We start from the raw sequence: 19,552 nt of genomic DNA on the forward strand, positions 1-19,552 counted from the left end.
ATGATGTATAAGACATATTCTCACTATTGTAACTATTCCAAATAAAATAACCAAAAATTGCCAATACTAATAAGAAACAAATTCCCAAGACGGCTAACCATATGATTTGTTTCTTTAAGCTATCATACTCACTCATATAGCCATTATGAAGTTTAATGAGTTCATTTCTTTTTTTGTTACTTGACTCTTTAGCAATAGCTATTTCTAGCTCGTACATCTGGTGCTTCCATGAATTCTTAGAAGTGCCTTTTTTCATTTTATTGTTTGAAAGGTTGCTGTTGCCTTTCTCAAAGTTATTTTTTTCAGTCATATTTCCCTCTAAAATCTTCTTTTAGTCCCTATCATTATAACATATGTAAAACTATCTGAAAAGTTCATTTTTGGTTAAAATTTTGAGAAAGATAATTAAAACATGAAAAAGAACCAGAGGGAAACTTCTTATGTTATACTCTATGTATGCATAAGAAAACTGTTATTGATTTTAAAGAACTTGGTGTCAGACAAATCTTTACAGACGCCATTAAAGAACTAAAAACAAAGGACATTAAGGAAGTCAAACCCCTTTTAGATGAACTCGAAGCCTATCAAAATGAAGGTTATTATGCAGTAGGTTATGTTTCCTATGAAGCAGCCCCTGCCTTCGAGACAAAATTTCAGGTTATTGATGGTCCATTAATGTCTGAGTATCTCCTCTACTTCACTATTCATGAAACTGTTCAAACAGAGCCTATTCCACTTACTTATGACCCTATTACCTTACCAAAATCTTGGCAAGAGCTAACTTCTGCTGAGGAATACAAGGCTGCTATTGAGCATATACACCACCATATTCGACAAGGTGATACTTATCAGGTCAATTATACTGTTCAACTTCAACAGAACCTGACAGCTGATCCCTTTGCCATCTACAATCGATTGGTTGTTGAGCAAAATGCTCATTACAATGCCTTTATTCAGCACGATGATGTTTCTATCATTTCTATAAGTCCAGAACTCTTCTTTAAAAAAGATGGCGATAAGTTGACTACTCGTCCTATGAAAGGTACTACCAATCGAGGTTTAACAACTGAAACTGACCTTGCACAAGCAAGATGGCTAGCTCAGGACCAGAAAAATCGCTCTGAAAATATGATGATTGTCGATCTTCTTAGAAATGACATGAATCGTATTTCTAAAATAGGAAGTGAAGATGTCAAGAGCCTTTGCCAAGTTGAACAATACTCTACAGTTTGGCAAATGACTTCGACAATTGAAACGCAACTCCTGACAAATAGAAGTTTATGCGATGTCTTCCAAGCCCTTTTTCCATGCGGATCGATTACAGGTGCCCCCAAAATAGCAACCATGGAGATTATTAAGAAGGTTGAAAAACAGCCTCGAGGTGTTTATTGTGGGGCTATTGGAATCTTGGTGCCACAGGGACTTAGTATTTTCAACGTAGCCATTCGGACACTACAAATGGAAGAAACCAAGGCTATCTATGGTGTCGGAGGGGGGATTACCTGGGACAGTAACTGGGAATCCGAATACGAAGAAACCAAGCAAAAAGCTGCAGTTCTGTACCGTCAGAACCCAAAATTCGATCTCATTTCTACCGGTCGTATTCATCAAGGAAAACTCCTCTTTCTGGAGGAGCATATAAAACGTTTACAAGAGAGTAGCCGATACTTTGACTATCCTTTCAATGCAGAAAAAGCGCACAATCAAGCCACAGCTCTGTGCCAATCACTAGACCTTAACACAGACTACCGTCTTAAATTGTCCCTTAAAAAAGATGGTGAACTGAAGTTTGAACATAGCCAATTAACAAACTTATCTGATGACTTTTGCCAAGCAAGATTAGTTGAGCAAAGACATCCGTTGGATAGCCCCTATACCTTCTTTAAAACAAGTTACCGTCCTCACCTTAGTATCGAACCTCACGAACAAATCTATTATAATCACGAGGGACAACTCCTAGAAACCTCTATCGGTAACATCGTTCTTAAAATCGAAGACCAACTCTACACACCACCAGTTCACCTCGGCCTCTTAAATGGCATCTACAGACAAAGTCTTATAGCTGAGAATAAGCTGAAAGAAAAAGTCCTGACTGTAAAAGATCTGAAACAGGCTCAGGCCATCTACGGATGTAATGCGGTAAGAGGGTTGTATGAATTGAAGGTGGAGGGAGATAATTATATCTAAACAAAAAAAGCGAGTTCTTTGTTCTCTCCTACTCTTACTAAAGAAACTTCAATATTCTATTGGTAAAAAAATCAACCATTTAGTAGTAAAATAAAGTATAATACTTACTGATAGTTATTCCAGTTATCTTGACTGAAATGACGAACTATTTGGCTTTAAATTTATTAGACTTAAAACTGAGTAACAATTTAGAAAGGATACAAACCTTAAATGAAAAAATTTAAAGGCTTGACTTCCGCTGAAGTTCAAGCAAGTAAAAACGCCCATGGCGATAATAGGCTCTCTAGTAAAGAGGCTAACTCGCTCCTCTCAATCTTTATCGAAGCCTTCCAAGATCAATGGATTCTTATCCTCTTGGCTGCCTTAGGATTAAAAATCATCTTCAACTTTGTTGGAATGATTTTCCCTGCTATTGGTGAAGCTAATTGGTATGAGGCTATCTCACTAATTTTCGCCATTTTGATGTCTACTGGATTCTCAGCAGTCTCACAATACCGAAATGAGCAAAAATTCAACACTCTTCAAGAAGAGGCTTCAAAAACTAACGCTAAGGTTTATCGTGACGGTAAACTTAAAGAAGTTCTCGTTGATGATATTGTAAAAGGTGATCAGATTCTCCTTCAATCAGGGGACAAGATTCCAGTTGATGGTATCATCTTGGAAGGTGAGTTGAAAGTCAACCAAGCTGTCCTTAATGGTGAAAGTGAAGATGCTAAAAAACTTCCTCTTGGTGATCAAAAAGAGCCAGACTCTTCGGATCTCTTTACAGAGCTCAAAGTCTTCCGTGGTACAGTTGTTACTTCGGGTGAAGCTGTTATGGAAGCTACACAAATTGGTGATAACACCGTTCTTGGAAGCATCAATACTTCTCTTCAAGAAGATAGTAAAGATTCACCATCTAAAGAGAAACTTAACAAGCTTGCTGGTAATATCGGTGTCATCGGTTATAGTGCAGGTGCTGCATACTCAGTAATCAACCTTGTATTAGGCTTTATTGCCCTTAATAAGGCTAATAACCTCAATGGTGGTTCAATCTTCCTCCTTATCATTGAAACAATTCTCTTTGCGGTTACAATCATCATCATGGCCGTTCCAGAAGGTCTGCCAATGATGTTGGCACTCGTTTCCTCAATGAACTCAGGACGACTTTTAGCTCAAAATATCTTAGTTCGCCATCCTGATACCATTGAAACAGCCGGATACATGAATATCCTCTTCAGTGATAAGACTGGTACCATCACAGAAGGTAAACTATCTGTAGTTGACTTCTTCCTTGCTGATGGAACACTTTATGCGGCTACTGGTGAAACTGATGCTCCTGATTTTGACACAATATCAGATAGCCTTAAAGCTGAAATGATTAATGGTATCGGTCTTAACAACGATGCCATGGTAGCTGATGGCAGTGCTGTTGGTAGTAATGCCACTGACCGTGCACTTCTTGATTTCCTTATTGGCCGTTCTCAACTTGATTTCGATACGAACACAATTACTGAGAAGCAACAATTCAACTCAGCAACAAAATTCGCAAGTGTAACAACTAAGGACGGAAAAACTTACATCAAAGGTGCCCCAGAATTCATCCTAAATGACTGCTACTACTATCTTGATAAAGATGGTAATAAACAAAACTTTACAGATGATATTAAAGCTCGTTTCCAAGAATTGTCATTGGAACAAGCTAACCGTTCAATGCGTTTGCTTGCTATCCTCAATACAGATGGTAATGATAAAGTCTTGATTGGTATCGTATGTATCCGTGATAACGTTCGCTCTTCAATTAAACAAACTGTTGAAACAATGAACCGTGCGGGTGTTCAAGTAGTTATGGTAACTGGTGACCGTAAAGAAACCGCTGTTGCTATCGCTAAAGAAGCCGGTATCGTCACTGGAGAAAATGACCTTGTTCTTACTCACGATGAACTCTCTGCCCTCTCAGATCAAGAACTTAAACAACAATTGCCTCACTTAAAAGTGGTAAGTCGTGCCCTTCCAATGGATAAAAAACGTCTTATTGAGGCAGCTCAAGACCTTGAAATGGTCGCTGGTATGACAGGTGATGGGGTCAATGACTCACCTGCCTTAAAATCAGCTGATGTCGGTTTCTCAATGGGTGATGGTACTGAAGTTGCACGTGAAGCTTCAGATATCGTTATCTTGAATAACTCATTGACTTCGATTGAAAAAGCCGTCCTCTATGGACGTACTATGAGTAAGTCAGTAAGTAAATTTATCATCTTCCAATTAACTGTTAACGTAACGACTATTGCCATGTCACTTCTATCACCACTTTTGGGTCTCAAAGAGCCATTTACAATCATCCAAATTCTTTGGATTAACCTTATCATGGACACACTTGCTGCCCTTGCCTTTGGTGAAGAGCCTACGCTAGATCGTTATATGAACGAAAAACCAGTTGCTAAGAAAGCAAATATTCTTACTGGTTATATGAAATCCGCTATCGGAGTTGCAAGTGTCTTCATTACTGTCGTATGTTTAGCCATTCTTAAAAATGTTGGTGGTATCCAAGACTTTATCACAAATGGAACTGGTAACTTTGAAATGGTCACAACATTCACATTTACAGTATTTATCTATGCTGTCATCTTCAACTCACTTAACACACGTAGTAATGGATTCAATGTTTTTGAACATATCAGCGAAAACAAGAAATTCTCAATTGTAATGATTTCTATTGCAGTCGTTCAAACCTTGATCATTCAATTCGGTGGTAAAGTATTTAGTACCGTTCCAATGGATGTTCAACACTATTTCATTGCTCTTCTTATAGCGGTTTTGATTATCCCTGCTGATTTAATCCGAAAAGCTCTAACTAAAAACAAATAAGATCTGTTTTAGGTATTGCAAGTCTTTAAAGTGATAAAAAGGATTGGGAGTAAAACCCAATCCTTTTTCCAAATTTCTAAAGTTAACCTATGAAAAAAATATAAAAGCAAAACTATTCACTTATTGCTCTATAATAAAAAGGCTTTCGAAAGCCTTTTTTTGTGTGTTACTTAAACTGGCTAGGACTCCCTGTATAACCTGCCCAATCCTTACTATAAAAGCGGTCGTTCAAGTTATAGCTAGGTGCAGGTGTTGGATTACTTACAAATGGATCAACAGCCTTGTCAAAGGCTACCCACCCTTTCCATCCCATATGAATGGTGTCTTGCATAAAGTAAGGTTGATCTCCATCTTTTGAGAAGTCTGCAATATTGGTAAAGCCTTGACTTTCCAATTGATAACGGATTTTAGAAACCGTAGCATCATACATTTCTTGACTAAGTCCCGTATAAGCCATCCACTTGCTATTAACAGGTGGGATGACAAAAATGACGTTAGTATTTGACTTAGCAAATTGATTTAGCACCAACTGTAGGTCACCGTATTCTTGTGAAACTTCATAAGAAAGATTTTTCTGGAAACCTTTAAGTTTACCAATCTTCTTAGACAAACGTTTCTTATAGAAACGGTCATCGATACCAAAGTCGTTTGACTTGGTATGGGCTTCTGCATCTCTTACAGCAACCTGATCAAGTGCCTCATAAGAGAGCTTGTCTGGCAACTCTTTAAGATAAGGAAGAACTTTCTTCTCGTAATTAGCGTTATTTGAGGCTGCTAAAGGACTAAACAAGGCATCTTCTCGCTTATTAAGCTCTGCCATAAATTGAATATAAGTCTTATCAAGTGAATTTAACTCTTGCCCCTTAGCCACTTTAGAAAGTTGAGATTTCATAGTAATCTCAGGCTTCATCTCTAAGATACGTTGAGCTGCATACTGAGAATTTGCATCCGTCTGAGTTTCACTTAAGAAACTACTAAGTTGATCGTTATTGTAGAACTGCTGAAAGGCTGCAGAATTATACCCCTTTTTAGTAAACCATTGTGGAGACAAGACGTAGACAGCTGTACCGTTTTGTAATTCTGGAAGCATTTGTTGCATTCCCAAATATTGGTTTAGAGATGCAGCACCACGTTGTCCAATAAAGTATGGGCGATAGTTACGGTCGTACTTTTCAGCTAAAACAGCTGGATGAAGGGCATCAAAACGCAACCACTCACTAGACCCAAAGAAAGGGACAAATCGATGATTCTTATCAGAAAGAGCTGTCGTCTTATTAATACGGCTCTTAAAGTTCTCAGTTGTCAAGGTTACTGCGTTACGTTTTTCAACCTCATAACTATGTTTTCTGCCTTGAGGGTAGGAAAAAATAACTACTACTACCAAGACTAAGGCACAAATTATAGGGCCAAAAATTTGCCATAAACGCTTAAGCATTGCGAAGCTCCGTTACCCCTTCTACAATCTTATTAGCTGTGTTCCAGTCATCACGACCAAATTCTGAAACTGGCACACGAATATCGAAACGTGATTCCAATTCAACGATAAGCTCAACTGTTCCCATTGAATCGAGAACACCAGCATCGAAAAGGTCTTCATCCATCATGTCTGAAACATCTTCCATGAAGAGTTCATCAATAATTTCAATAACTTCTGATTTTACATCCATTTTTATAATTCCTTTACTTATTTTTTAGTGAACCAGAGGTCATTCAAGAATCCAGAGAAAATCAAGAATGACAACATAACAGTGTTAAATGTAATAAAGATTCCCAAAGCCTTCGTCCATTTATTTTCAGGAAGTGGCTCAAGACCAGCTTTCTTACGCTCTTTATTAATGGTCTTCTTCTTACGTAACCAGGCATCATTGATTCCTAGACCAATACCATGGAAAATACCATAAGCAATGTAGTACCAAGTAACTCCATGCCAGAATCCCATTACCATCATATTAATGACATAGGCCACATTTGATGTCGTGTTACGGTTTTTGAAAACCTTGTTTCGCATCAAAACCATAACCAAACGCATAAAGACAAAGTCACGGAACCAGAAAGACAAGCTCATATGCCAGCGATTCCAAAATTCTTTCAAGTCTCGTGAGATGAAAGGTTTGTCAAAGTTGATTGGGCTCTTAATCCCCATAAGGTTTGATGCTGCCAAGGCAAACATCGAGTAACCCGCAAAGTCAAAGAAGAGATCAAAACCGAAAACATACATGACACCAAGTGTTGGTAAATTAAAGATACCACCCTGAGCCAAAGCTTGTGCTTTCAGTGAAGGCAAGAGCATACTTCCGAAAATCTGAGCCAAAACAAACTTATAGAGGAAACCAAGCATGATATATTTTACAGCTTGCTCCAACATATTCATCAGCTCGTCTCGCTCAGGAATCGCTTGGTAATCTTCGTTAAAGCGTTTAAAGCGATCAATAGGACCACTCGTAAAGGTTGGCATAAAGAGCATGAATCGGAGGAATTCTCCAAGTGTAAACTCTTTAAGGACACCATCCCGCATCTCGATAATCATACCAACTGATCGGAAGGTCAAGTAAGAAATGCCAAGAAAGTTTAAGAGTGACTGAGTACCATTTATCGCAGGCTCTACCTTAACAAAAATCAAGGGAAGGACTACAAGAAATGAGTGTAAATAGAAAACCCATTTATTGTCCTTTTTACTGCGGTAATGTTTGTAGGAATAAACCCAGATGATTTGCCAAACGATATAGAAGAGTAAGGCTAGTAATTGACTAGCATGTGTTCCTGTCAGAGCAAGAACAATAAAGGCTAGACTGACCAAACATTCATAAATCGCAAAACGCTTTTTATAGAAGAGACCCACAAAGATTGGCAATAGAGCTAATCCAAGATAGATAAAATAGAAGGGGTTACCGTAGGCTTCTAAATGGGGGAGCTGTTTCAAGAAGTCAATCATCGGTTGTTAACCTCACTGATAAGACCCTTGATATCAATTTTCCCATTTGGTGTTAAAGGCAAGCTCTCACGATAGAGGAACTTAGTAGGCATCATGTAAGACATCATGATATCTTCTAAGTCAGCCTTAATCGCCTTGGTGATATCAATTTCACGTTCAAACTGCTCACGAACACCATCCTTAAGAATCACATAAGCCAAGAGATTCTGAACCTTATGGTCTTTATTGTAACGTGGCACAGCTACTGCTGAATCAATATACTTAGACTTATTAAGGTTTTGTGAAACATCCTCTAACTCAATACGGAAACCATTAAATTTAATCTGGAAGTCCATACGACCACCGTAAAGAAGGAGACCTTCATCGGTCATCGTTCCTACATCACCAGTATGGTAGGCAGGAAGGCCATTAAACTCGAAGAAGGCTTCCGCAGTCTTTTCAGGATTGTTCATATATCCTTTTGAAACTGCTGGTCCTGAGACGATGATTTCACCTTGTTGACCATTTGGAAGGATATTGCCATCCTCATCGATAATATAAGTCGGTGAATCTTCCTTGGTATAACCAATCGGCAAACGCTTAAGGTTAGCTAGCATCTCATCAGTTACTGCTACTGCTGATAAGGCTACAGTTGCTTCAGTTGGTCCGTAAGCATTGATAATACGTGCTTCTGGGAAACGTTGGCGAAGCTTTTGAGCAGTCTTGACAGTCAACTCTTCTCCATCAAAATAGAAATGCGTAATTTCTGGCATCTTCTCTGCATTGAAGTCTTCTGACAACATTGCCATATCTGCAAATGATGGTGTGGATGTCCAAATAGCAATTGGAAGTGAGAAGATCGTTTCAAAGAGCTTCTTGAAGTCCTGAGTAATAGCTGAAGGAAGCGCATAAAGTGTTCCTCCAAGTGCCAATGTAGGTGCCCAGTACATTACTGATAAGTCAAATGAATAGGGCGGTTGAGCCAGCATTTGAGGACGTTTTGGAGTCGCAAATTCCTTGTCCGTAATCATCCAGTTAGTGAAACTAAGGAGATTATTGTGTGAAATTTGTACCCCTTTAGGCTTACCTGTCGTTCCTGAGGTAAAGATGATGTAATAAGTATCATCCCCCTTAACAGAATGAGTCACTTCGTAGCTAGTCTTGCTTTCAAAAGCTGTTGTCACTTGATCCAATGTTAAGATTGGTGCTTGGACATCCTCAAGTGGGAAGTCATTGATAGCAATAATCAGACTAGGCTCTGCCACTTCAACAATTGCCGTCACGCGCTCAAGAGCTGAGTGACTATCAATTGGAATATAAGCGTGACCAGATTTAGTCAAAGCTACAAAAGTCGCCAACATTTCATACTCTTGACCACCATAAACCACAACAGGTGATTTTTCTGGAATATCAAGACTATCAATCTTAGAAGCTAGGCTATCCGAATCAGCTTTTAAGTTACCGTAAGTGTGAACTTCCCCTAAAATATTGTAAACAGGAAAGTCAGGTTGTGATTGGGCAAACTGCTCAATCGTTTCGATCATATCTTTAATTTTTGTATTCGTCATTATTCTTCCTAAAATTCGTTATAGATAAAATTACCTTGACCTTGTCCTAGGTAATTGTAGAGATAAATTAGGGCCATAAAAATGGCGAAATAAAGCAAGGTTTGTCCTAAAAATACCAGGACGTTTTTATGTTTTAACATTCTAATTTTCGATACCTTTTTTTATATAATATCCTCTTTAGTTTACCATCTTATCAGTATTTTTTCCAATAAAAAAGAAAAAATAACTAAATTTCATTTCTTTTTCATTAATAGGTTTCCGTGATAAATGATTGGCTAAAATCATAAAAAACAGAGTTTAAAAGCTCTGTCGGATTTAACTATTTTGTGTCTTTTGGGCCGTCTGCATATGATAGTACATTCCCTTAGCTTGCATCAGTTGTTCATGGGTTCCATGTTCAACGATATCCCCATTATTCATGACCAAAATAAGGTCCGCATTTTCAATGGTAGATAATCGATGGGCAATGATGAAACTTGTTCGACCTTTCATTAATTTAGCGAAGGCCTCTTGAATAAGAAGCTCTGTACGGGTATCGATACTTGAAGTGGCTTCATCTAAGATTAAGATTTTAGGCACATTGACAAATATGCGAGCAATGGTCAAAAGCTGACGTTGTCCCTGAGAAAGCGATTGACCCGCATCATTTAAGTAGGTGTCATAGCCTTGGGGTAACTGCTGAATAAAGAAATCTGCATTGGCAGCCTTGGCTGCTGCTATAACTTCTTCACGACTGGCTTCTGGATTACCGTAAGCAATATTATCATGGATAGTGCCGACCTCTAGCCAAGTTTCCTGTAGAACCATCCCAATCTGCTTGCGAAGACTCTCACGAGTATAATCTGTAATAGGTCTACCGTCAAGTAAAATTTGACCCTTGTCCAAATCATAGAAACGCATGAGCAGGTTAATGAGGGTAGATTTGCCTGCTCCTGTAGGGCCAACAATGGCAACAGTACTTGCCGCAGGTATATCAATGCTCAAATCCTTGATAAGAGGTTTATTAGGCAAATAACCAAATTGAACATGATCAAATTTAAATTGTCCTTGCACATCTGCTTCTTCCAAAACCACATTGCCTGTTTCTGGTATTTCATCTTCATCTAAAATCATATAAAGGCGGTCGGCACAAGCCAAAGCACTTTGAAGTTCTGAAAGAACAGACGAAATGTCATTGAAAGGCTTCGTATACTGAGTGACATAGTTTAGGAAGGTAGTCAATTGTCCCACTGTAAATGCGCCACCTGACATGATACGATAGGCTCCAACACCTGCAATGAGAGCATAAATCAGACTATTAACAAAGCGTGTAGCTGGGTTAACCGCTGACGAATAAAAGATAGCTCCCTGTGAATAATCAGCATACTTACCATTGACGTCTTTAAAACTCCTAACCATCTGGTCTTGAGCATTTAAACTCTGTACTAAGGCTTCTTGAGTCAAACTTTCTTCAATCAACTGAGTCTGCATGCCTCGCCATTTGGTTTGATTGCGATAGAGTTGATAGCTCTTCTTGGCGATAAAACGTGCTACAAGCATTGACAGGGGTGTCATCACTAGAACTAAGAGCATCATGAACCAGTCCAAACGAGCCATGGTAATGATAATAACAAATATAGTCAAAAGCCCGACGAAAAATTGGTTAAAGACCATGAGAAGTCCGTTATTTAATTGGTCACTATCTGTAGTCACACGGCTAACCATATCTCCAGTCCCTTGACGGTCAAGGTAACTGAGAGGCATGGCATGAATTTTCAGCATGACTCTCTCACGTAAACTTTCACTATAAGAGTAAATCAAACGGTTATAAATTAAAGGATTTAGCCACTGAATCGCACTATTGGCTATGATAACTACAAGCATCTGCCATATTAAACGTGACATCAAAAGAACGGCATTCATCTTAAGAACAGCATCCACTGCATCACCAATTAAGATAGGCAAGTAAACCGTTAAGGCAACTTGAACAATGGTCCCAATAGCTGCTAAGGCAAAGAGGTAACGCTGACTTAAGATATCTCTACTTAAACGTTTAAGCGTTGATTTGTTATTTCTAGCCTTCATCAGCGACCTCCTTTTGGTGTTGAGAATAATGAATGTCTTGATAGAGTTTATTAGTGTTAAGCAATGCTTCATGATTTCCCAAGCCAACTTGATGCCCCTTATCAAGCACTAAAATTTGATCAACTGCTTTTAGGCTATTTGTTCTTTGCGAAATAATAATTAAACTAGTTGATTTAAGATTATCCCTAATAGCCGCTAGTAGGCGACTTTCAGTCAGGTAATCTAGGGCTGAGGTTGAGTCATCCAAAATCAAGAACGGCGCTGGTCTCATCAACGCACGCGCAATGGTCAAGCGCTGACGTTGACCACCTGAAAAATTACGGCCAAACGACTCAACTGGCTCATCTAAACCAAGGTCTTTGTCTTTTACAAAGTCAGCAGCCTGAGCCATGTCAAGAGCATGCCACAATTCCTTATCACTTGGTTTGTGATCAAGTCCTAGTGACAAGTTTGAACGAATGGTTCCCCTAAATAACTCAGCTTTTTGTGGGACATAAGCAACCCAAGAACGCCACTCTTTAAGATTTTTTGGTGATTGTTGATTTTTGAAAATAGCTAAAGAACCAATCTGAGGTTGATATAAGTTCATGATTAAGTTTACCAAGGTCGATTTACCCGAACCAGTACCACCAATAATACCCAGTGACTCACCTCTAGCAATCTTTAAATCAATCTCCTTTAGTGACGGTTGACTAGCTGTCGGATAGGTAAAGGTCATGTGGTCAATAGCAAGTCCTTCTTCCGACCGATCTGGCTTCCTGAGTGTTAAAGGTGCCTCAATATCCTCATCTTGGAGTTCAAAAATAGCTTGTACCCTTTTCGCCGAAATAAAGCTCTGGTTAAGATTGGTCAACATCATAGCCAATTTAAGAAGCTCCGTCAAAATTTGCAAGAGATAGTTGACCAGAGCAATCAGCATCCCTTGAGACAAAAGACCAGCTTGAATTTGCAGATTTCCTTGCCAAAGGATAGCAATCAAGGTCATATTAACAACCAAGAAAGTCAAAGGACTAATGAGACTTGCTATTACTCCTGTTTTGAGCTGCCACTTCTTCAAGTCTTTATTGACAGTAGTAAAGTTATCTAATTCACGCTCACTCTGATCAAAAGCCCGAATAACCCTCATACCTTCAAGTTGTTGACGCGTATTGGTAACAATCGATTCATTAATCACTCGAATCTTGACATATAAAGGATTGACGATGCGACTGGCTAGTACAATAATAAGAGTCAATACCAAGACCATGCCAAGAAACCAAAGGGTCAAGCGTGGACTGATTCGGAATGCCATAATAATGGCTCCCGTCACGATAATCGGCGCCCTCAAAAAGAGCCTCAAAAATTGATTGATGCCCGTTTGGATTTGAAAGGTATCACCAGTCAAACGTGTCACCAAACTTGACGTTCCAATCTCATCCCGCTTTTCCTTTGATAAACGCATGATTTTCGTATACAAATCATTGGTCAAACCTCGGACATAGCCAACGGCTGCTCTGGATGAAAAATACTGTGCTGAAATAGCAACGACAACCCCAATAACGGCAAGTCCGAACAAGAGAAAAATCATCATAAACAGATGATTTTGGTCTTTATTTGGAATAGTTGTGTCGACAATCCCAGCAATCACTAGGGGAACCAAAAGTTCGAAACTGGCTTCGATTAATTTAAAAACAGGTCCCAGGATACTGTCTTTGACATATCCTCTAAAATAAACTAATAATGCTTTCATTTGTCTTTCCTAAGTTTAACGTCCTTACTCTTAGAGGCGCGAGAACATACGCATCAAAAAGAGATTAAACTGTACTTCCTTAGCGTAGTAAATATTTCCGCCATTTGTATAAAGTTTTCCGCCACCATAGTACATGGCAACCGGTTGGTAATAGGTGTATGTTTGCCCGCTAGTGTTTCCTAGACTCGGAGCAACGACATTTTTAGAGTAAGCCTTTGCGAGTTCGACGGTGTTCACTCCACCATTATCAGCCACATAATCAATATAGGCCTTACCAAAATTATAGGCTTGTACTGCTGTCCAAGGATCCACCTTATGGTGGGCAGCTTCTTCCAGATTTTCCGACAGCACCGTCACCCCTTGACGAATACTTTCTTTTCGATCTGTTATGGAGTTGGTCACCCCTGTAGAACTTTCACTGGACTGCATCACGTCATCTGTCTTCCCCTTGGTTTCTGTGTAGATCATAGCCAGAACCAAATCGACATTGGTTGTATTATCAATGTCGTCCTCTGCCAAAACCTCCTTAACCATGGATTCATAGGTTAAGACATGTTGAATATTGGCATGGATTCGATAGCATTGGATACCTATGATGAGGACTACGACAAAAACCGCCAGACGTCTTATCCATTTAAACATATTATTTATTGATGATATCCTCGATATTTTTGATGAGAATAGAGTAGGTACCATCAGGATTTTGAATAAACTCAACACTATCAGCATCCTGATACACATTATTAGGCACGATTAACTCAATTCCGTTCGATAACGATAATTTTTGATTCTCCAATTTCTTAATTTGACGTGAATGGTCAATATCTGATACCGAGATAGGCTCAGGTATGGCCTCTTTGAGCTCATCAACAAAGGTCAAACGAGCTGTCAAATTATTATCAAAGAGCTGGTCTGCCAATTTTTCGGGTGATAACTCTTGATCTTCTTCCAAATTATTGAAAATAGCAGATTTCATTTTCCCTTGGAAGTTAAAGTCATCCTGATTAAAATTCTCGGCAATCTTCTGGGCAGTGTCTTCAACCATCTTAATCGATTTCTTGACAGATTGTTCAGGCTGGACTTGCAACAGATTTTCAGAGAAATAATTGGCAAAGCTTCCATTATGCTTGATTCGCTTTTCAATCAAATAATACTGCTTACTACTACGATTGATTACCAAAGCTTCATCAGGTGTCTGGGCCGCAGAAGGCAAATTATTTTGTGACAATTGAATAGGATGTTGGCTATCTCCCAAAGAATGAATCAAACTATCCTTGAGAGCAATACGCAAGAAAGCAAAATACTCTTGCCCTTCTTTGTCAAACTGAATAAAGACCAAATCATTGGTCTTTTGATCTTCAGAAATGACAAATTCTTCCTTCCAAAGTTGGGCAATCTTGACTGAGCTTTCCATCAAATCATCTCCTAAATGACTGATGAAAACATTCTCTGCATCGAAATAACCACGTTTAGCCTCATCTGAGAAAACTTTAGAGAGTTTTTTTCGAAAATACTCATCTAAGCGTGGCGTTATTTCAAGAGACCCTTCGGCTAAAACCAGCTCCGTATCATTTGGCGAAAACTGGTGAATGATAATGCGTTTAATATATAAATCTAACATAGTTTTTAATAGAGTGGGAAGGCATCTGTAAGAGCTTTAACTTCTCCACGAATGCGTTCCAAAACTTCAGGTTTATCGTGATTTTCCAAAGCTTCAACCATTAATTCAGCAATTTTACGGCTCTCAGCTTCACCCATACCACGACTTGTAATGGCTGGACTACCAACACGGATACCAGATGTCTTGAATGGAGACAATTGCTCGTAAGGAATACCATTCTTGTTCAAAGTAATATTAACTTCTTCAAGAACGTTTTGTGCAACTTTACCATTTTCAACAACTTTAGTCACATCAACCAAGAAGAGGTGATTGTTAGTTCCACCTGAGATAACACGGAAATCTGGATGTTGATTGAAAACATCCGCCATGGCAGCAGCATTCTTGATAACATTTTCCCCATATTCCTTAAAGGCAGGATCAAGTGCTTCTTTAAGAGCAACAGTCTTAGCAGCAATAACGTGTTCCAATGGTCCACCTTGCAAACCAGGGAAAACCGCAGAATTCAATTTCTTAGCGATATCTTCATCATCAGTCAAAATCAAACCTCCACGAGGACCACGAAGTGTCTTGTGGGTTGTTGTTGTTGTCACATGTGCATGAGGAACTGGACTTGGATGATGACCAGAGGCTACAAGACCAGCAATGTGAGCCATATCTACCATGAGGTAGGCACCTACAGCATCAGCAATTTCACGGAATTTAGCAAAATCAATGATACGTGAGTAAGCTGAAGCCCCAGCCACGATGAGTTTTGGTTGTACTTCTTTAGCTTGAGCCAGAATAGCATCGTAATCAAGAAGTTCAGTTTCTTTATCAACGTTGTAAGCCACAAAGTTATAGGTCTTACCAGAGAAGCTAACTGGTGCACCATGTGTCAAGTGACCACCCGCTGACAAATCCATTCCCATAACCGTATCACCTGGTTGAATCAAAGACATGTAAACTGCTGCATTAGCTTGGCTACCTGAGTGAGGTTGCACATTGGCAAATTTTGCTCCAAAAAGTTCTTTGGCACGCTCAATAGCAAGTGACTCAACCACATCAATCACGTCTGTACCACCATAGTAACGTTTACCTGGATAGCCTTCTGCATACTTGTTAGTCAAGAGTGTTCCTTGAGCAGCCATTACAGCTTTAGATACCACGTTCTCAGAGGCAATCAACTCAATATTGTTTTGCTGACGTTCAGCCTCGGCATCGATGGCGTTCCATAGTTCAGGGTCAAATGCTTTGTAATCTTCTTTATCAAAAATCATAGAGGTCTCCTTTGAGGTCTAATGGGGTTCAATCAACTCACCCACATACAGTCGGAAATTATCTCACACTTCCATAGGTCTCTGTTAGTCATTTATTCTATGGTCAACTCGGGTAGAGCCGCCAATAGGTCTTCTTTTGTAATCTTCCCTTGTCTGAGAATCCTAGCAGGTGAGACCGACAAATCCAAAATTGTCGAATCTACACCTAACAAGGCATCATCATCTTGATAGCCAGTCACCTGAAAATCAAATTGGTCTCTTATTTGGTCAAAATAACGACCACTAGCCTTCCCAGACTTATTGGCTGAGGGACCAATCAAAGGCCCTTCTGCTTGAATCAGTTCTCTAGTAACAGGATGGTCTGGCAAACGGAAGCCAACCGTCGCCAATCCTGAATTAATCCACTTGGGTACTTGGTCATTAGCCTTTAAAATTATAGTCAAAGGTCCAGGCAAAAAAGCATCATAAATTTTTTTGAGATAGTCGGGCTGCTCTTTCGAATAAGACAGGATATCTTCATAAGAAGCGACATTCAAATTCATGGCTTTATCTCTAGGACGATTTTTCAGCTCATAGACATGGTTCACAGCACTCTCATCCAAAGCCTTAGCAAATAAACCATAGACAGTCTCTGTAGGAAGAACGACTGCGCCACCGTCAGACAAGATTTCTCTTAACACTTTCTTATTTTTCATCATCCATCACGACCATTCTATCTTGTCCAAATTGGTCCTTAAGGACACGCACTCGCTTATCTGGAAAATGTAGAGACAAGAGCTTTTTCAAATCCATTCCCTGCTTATAGCCAATTTCAAAGTAGAGCTTTCCACTAGGAGTCAAATACTTATATGCCTCCTCAATAATCTGTCTATAAATGGCAAGTCCCTCTTCATCAGCAAACAAGGCCATCTTTGGCTCGCTCGCCAAGACATTGACCCCAACTTCGTCCTTATCGTTTTCAGAAATATAGGGAGGGTTTGACACAATGATATCAAAACTACCAGAAATATTTTTGAAAACATCTGATTGAACAAAGCTGATGGCTACCTGATTTAGCTTAGCATTCTCCTTAGCAAGTACTAAGGCATCAGCTGACAAGTCACTAGCTGTTACTTGCCAAAGGGGGCGACTCTTTTTCAGAGATACCGAAATAGCACCACTCCCAGTTCCAATATCAAGAACCTTAAAATCTGTGCTTGGATTTTCCGCTAAAATCAAGTCCACTAGTTCTTCAGTTTCAGGACGTGGAATCAAGACACGCTCATCAACCTGAAAACGTAAACCATGAAAGTCTTCATAGCCCAAGATATACTGGGCAGGCTTGTGATTCTTTAGTTGGCTAAATACATGAGCTAATAGCTCAGCATCTTCCTCTGAAACTTCCTGACGCAATTGAAGAACAAAATGAGTCAAGTCCCACTGCTTCAAACCACGATAAACAAAGGAAAGGGCCTCTGGCTCTTCTCCAACTGCCTCAAGCTGCTTCTCATAGTCAGCCAGAACATCCGCTAGAATCATTTGTTAAGCTCTTCCAATTTTTGAGTTTGATCGTAAAGAACAAGAGCATCAATGACTTCATCCATTTTCCCAGCCAAAATCGTATCTAATTTTTGAAGGGTCAAACCAATACGGTGATCCGTTACACGGTTTTGTGGGAAGTTGTAAGTACGGATACGTTCTGAACGGTCCCCTGTACCAACAGTAGATTTACGCTCAGCATCTTGTTCATCTTGAGCGATTTGTGCAAAGTGGTCCGCAACACGCGCACGGATAATCTTCATGGCTTTATCACGGTTCTTCTGTTGCGTACGTTCTTCTTGCATCTCTACTTTGATTCCAGTAGGAATGTGAACCATACGAACCGCAGTCGCAACCTTATTGACGTTCTGACCACCAGCACCAGATGCGTGATAGATATCGACACGAAGGTCCTTAGGATCAATTTCGTACTCTACTTCTTCAACTTCTGGCATAACCAAAACAGTTGCTGTCGAGGTATGAACACGACCTTGGCTCTCAGTCACAGGCACACGTTGTACACGGTGTGCTCCTGATTCATATTTGAGTTTTGAGTAGACTGATTGTCCTGAAACCATGGCAACCACTTCTTTGATACCACCAACACCATTGTAAGATGCTTCCATAACCTCAAAGCGCCAACCTTGTGTTTCTGCGTATTTTTGGTACATAGCTAAAAGGTCACCTGCAAACAAGGCAGCTTCATCACCACCTGCGGCTCCACGGATTTCGAGGATGATATTCTTGTCATCATTAGGGTCTTTTGGCAAGAGAAGAATTTTCAAGCGTTCTTCATACTCTTCTTTAGCGGCTTTGGATTCTTTGAGTTCTTCCTTAGCCATTTCTTCCAAATCAGGGTCACCGCTTGCTTCCTTAATCATCTCTTCAGCATCTGAGATACTTTGAATAACTTGCTTGTACTCACGGTAAGCTGTCACCGTTTCACGAGTATTTGCCTCTTCACGTGACAACTCCATGAAGCGTTTAGTGTCTGAAACGACTTCAGGGTCACTAAGCAATTCACCCAATTCCTCATAACGGTCTTCAACCGCTTGTAACTGATCATAAATGTTCATTTGTTATCTTTACTCCTTATATAACTAATAGTCGTTTTTAGGCCTTATTCAAAGGGATTATGTTTTCTTGAGGTGGATTAAACCAGTGCTTTCGGCAAACGGAGATATAACTCTCGTGTCCTCCAATTTGAACTTGTGCTCCCTCATAAACTGGCTTCCCATCCTCCATACGAAGGACCATGGTTGCTTTTCTCGAGCAATAATGACAAATGGTCTTAATCTCATCAATCTTATCAGACAAAAGCAAGAGATATTTAGAACCTTCAAAGAGATTGTTCTGAAAATCATTTTTGAGACCAAAAGCCATCACTGGGATATCTAACTCATCAACAATTCGTGCCAAATCATAGACATTCGCACGGGTCAAAAACTGAGCCTCATCAACTAAAACACAGTAAGGTCGTGGATCCATATTAGCAATGTAACCAAAAATATCCGTATCATCACCAATAGGATAGGCCTTCCGTTTCATGCCAATACGACTAGAGATATAGCCGACCCCATCTCGATTATCCAAACGACTGGTCAACAATACTACTGGTTTTCCTTGTTCTTCGTAATTATAGGCAACCTTAAGAATCTCAATGGATTTCCCAGAATTCATGGTGCCGTAGCGAAAATAAAGTTGTGCCAAACCAGTCTCCTCTAAAATATGTATTGTACTTATTTTATCATAATTCCAAGCGTAAAAGGGAGGGAGACTGAACAATTTTTGAAAAAAGTTCGCCTCTCTCCCCTATTTTTATGATAGGTTTGACTGATGTTCCAAATGGCT

Annotated in this window: 17 protein-coding genes; 2 read left to right on the forward strand and 15 right to left on the reverse strand. The window is 39.6% G+C overall.

Translation table 11 applies throughout. The annotated features are described in order from the left end of the window. The coding region (locus HMPREF2867_RS10665; RefSeq protein WP_070577371.1) for a hypothetical protein at positions 1–310 on the reverse strand (310 nt) is incomplete at its 3' end. Positions 311–456: 146 nt separating this feature from the next. On the opposite strand from HMPREF2867_RS10665, the gene pabB reads away from it, so the two are divergent. Continuing rightward, complete coding sequence (gene pabB, locus HMPREF2867_RS10670; RefSeq protein ID WP_070577372.1) at positions 457–2,187, forward strand: aminodeoxychorismate synthase component I; 1,731 nt, start codon at positions 457–459, stop codon at positions 2,185–2,187. A gap of 210 nt (positions 2,188–2,397) precedes the next feature. Continuing rightward, a complete protein-coding gene (locus HMPREF2867_RS10675) occupies positions 2,398–5,034 on the forward strand; it encodes a calcium-translocating P-type ATPase, PMCA-type (protein ID WP_070577373.1) in 2,637 nt (878 codons plus the stop codon). Positions 5,035–5,200: 166 nt separating this feature from the next. Here the strand turns inward: HMPREF2867_RS10675 and dltD are convergent, their stop codons facing one another. The 14 genes from dltD to HMPREF2867_RS10745 all read right to left on the reverse strand — a co-directional run bounded on the left by dltD (position 5,201) and on the right by HMPREF2867_RS10745 (position 19,411). Beyond that, positions 5,201–6,469, reverse strand: coding sequence for a D-alanyl-lipoteichoic acid biosynthesis protein DltD (gene dltD, locus HMPREF2867_RS10680; RefSeq protein WP_070577374.1), 1,269 nt, complete (start codon positions 6,467–6,469; stop codon positions 5,201–5,203). Continuing rightward, positions 6,462–6,701 (reverse strand): D-alanine--poly(phosphoribitol) ligase subunit DltC, encoded by a 240-nt coding sequence (gene dltC, locus HMPREF2867_RS10685; protein ID WP_002891149.1) that lies wholly within the window; start codon positions 6,699–6,701, stop codon positions 6,462–6,464. Before dltC ends, dltD begins: the two co-directional genes overlap by 8 nt. Before the next feature lie 17 nt (positions 6,702–6,718). Continuing rightward, entirely contained in the window at positions 6,719–7,966 is a 1,248-nt protein-coding gene (dltB, locus tag HMPREF2867_RS10690) for a D-alanyl-lipoteichoic acid biosynthesis protein DltB (RefSeq protein ID WP_070577375.1), read from the reverse strand. Further along, complete coding sequence (gene dltA / locus HMPREF2867_RS10695; protein ID WP_070577376.1) at positions 7,963–9,513, reverse strand: D-alanine--poly(phosphoribitol) ligase subunit DltA; 1,551 nt, start codon at positions 9,511–9,513, stop codon at positions 7,963–7,965. Before dltA ends, dltB begins: the two co-directional genes overlap by 4 nt. 8 nt (positions 9,514–9,521) lie before the next feature. Then, positions 9,522–9,653, reverse strand: a complete 132-nt coding sequence (locus HMPREF2867_RS10700) for a teichoic acid D-Ala incorporation-associated protein DltX (RefSeq protein ID WP_002885174.1) — start codon at positions 9,651–9,653, stop codon at positions 9,522–9,524. Between the two features lie 175 nt (positions 9,654–9,828). After that, positions 9,829–11,577, reverse strand: coding sequence for an ABC transporter ATP-binding protein (locus HMPREF2867_RS10705; protein ID WP_070577377.1), 1,749 nt, complete (start codon positions 11,575–11,577; stop codon positions 9,829–9,831). Then, positions 11,567–13,306 carry an ABC transporter ATP-binding protein gene (locus HMPREF2867_RS10710; protein ID WP_070577378.1) on the reverse strand — a complete coding sequence of 580 codons (1,740 nt, stop codon included), beginning with the start codon at positions 13,304–13,306 and terminating at the stop codon, positions 11,567–11,569. Before HMPREF2867_RS10710 ends, HMPREF2867_RS10705 begins: the two co-directional genes overlap by 11 nt. 30 nt (positions 13,307–13,336) lie before the next feature. Beyond that, positions 13,337–13,948 carry a lysozyme family protein gene (locus HMPREF2867_RS10715; protein ID WP_037597899.1) on the reverse strand — a complete coding sequence of 204 codons (612 nt, stop codon included), beginning with the start codon at positions 13,946–13,948 and terminating at the stop codon, positions 13,337–13,339. 1 nt (position 13,949) lies between these two features. Beyond that, positions 13,950–14,927, reverse strand: a complete 978-nt coding sequence (locus tag HMPREF2867_RS10720; RefSeq protein ID WP_070577379.1) for a nucleoid-associated protein — start codon at positions 14,925–14,927, stop codon at positions 13,950–13,952. A gap of 5 nt (positions 14,928–14,932) precedes the next feature. After that, the gene (glyA, locus tag HMPREF2867_RS10725; RefSeq protein ID WP_070577380.1) at positions 14,933–16,183 is read right to left on the reverse strand and encodes a serine hydroxymethyltransferase; all 1,251 of its coding nucleotides are present in this window, start codon (positions 16,181–16,183) and stop codon (positions 14,933–14,935) included. A 92-nt stretch (positions 16,184–16,275) separates the two neighbouring features. Continuing rightward, positions 16,276–16,881 (reverse strand): L-threonylcarbamoyladenylate synthase, encoded by a 606-nt coding sequence (locus HMPREF2867_RS10730; RefSeq protein ID WP_048675511.1) that lies wholly within the window; start codon positions 16,879–16,881, stop codon positions 16,276–16,278. Continuing rightward, positions 16,868–17,701 carry a peptide chain release factor N(5)-glutamine methyltransferase gene (gene prmC, locus HMPREF2867_RS10735; RefSeq protein ID WP_022496713.1) on the reverse strand — a complete coding sequence of 278 codons (834 nt, stop codon included), beginning with the start codon at positions 17,699–17,701 and terminating at the stop codon, positions 16,868–16,870. The genes HMPREF2867_RS10730 and prmC overlap by 14 nt, the downstream gene beginning before the upstream one ends. After that, positions 17,698–18,777, reverse strand: coding sequence for a peptide chain release factor 1 (gene prfA, locus HMPREF2867_RS10740; RefSeq protein WP_004182370.1), 1,080 nt, complete (start codon positions 18,775–18,777; stop codon positions 17,698–17,700). The genes prmC and prfA overlap by 4 nt, the downstream gene beginning before the upstream one ends. A gap of 37 nt (positions 18,778–18,814) precedes the next feature. Continuing rightward, a complete protein-coding gene (locus HMPREF2867_RS10745) occupies positions 18,815–19,411 on the reverse strand; it encodes a thymidine kinase (RefSeq protein WP_021144015.1) in 597 nt (198 codons plus the stop codon). Positions 19,412–19,552: the final 141 nt, after the last annotated feature.

It is taken from the genome of Streptococcus sp. HMSC064H09 (assembly GCF_001812625.1).
Classification (GTDB): domain Bacteria; phylum Bacillota; class Bacilli; order Lactobacillales; family Streptococcaceae; genus Streptococcus.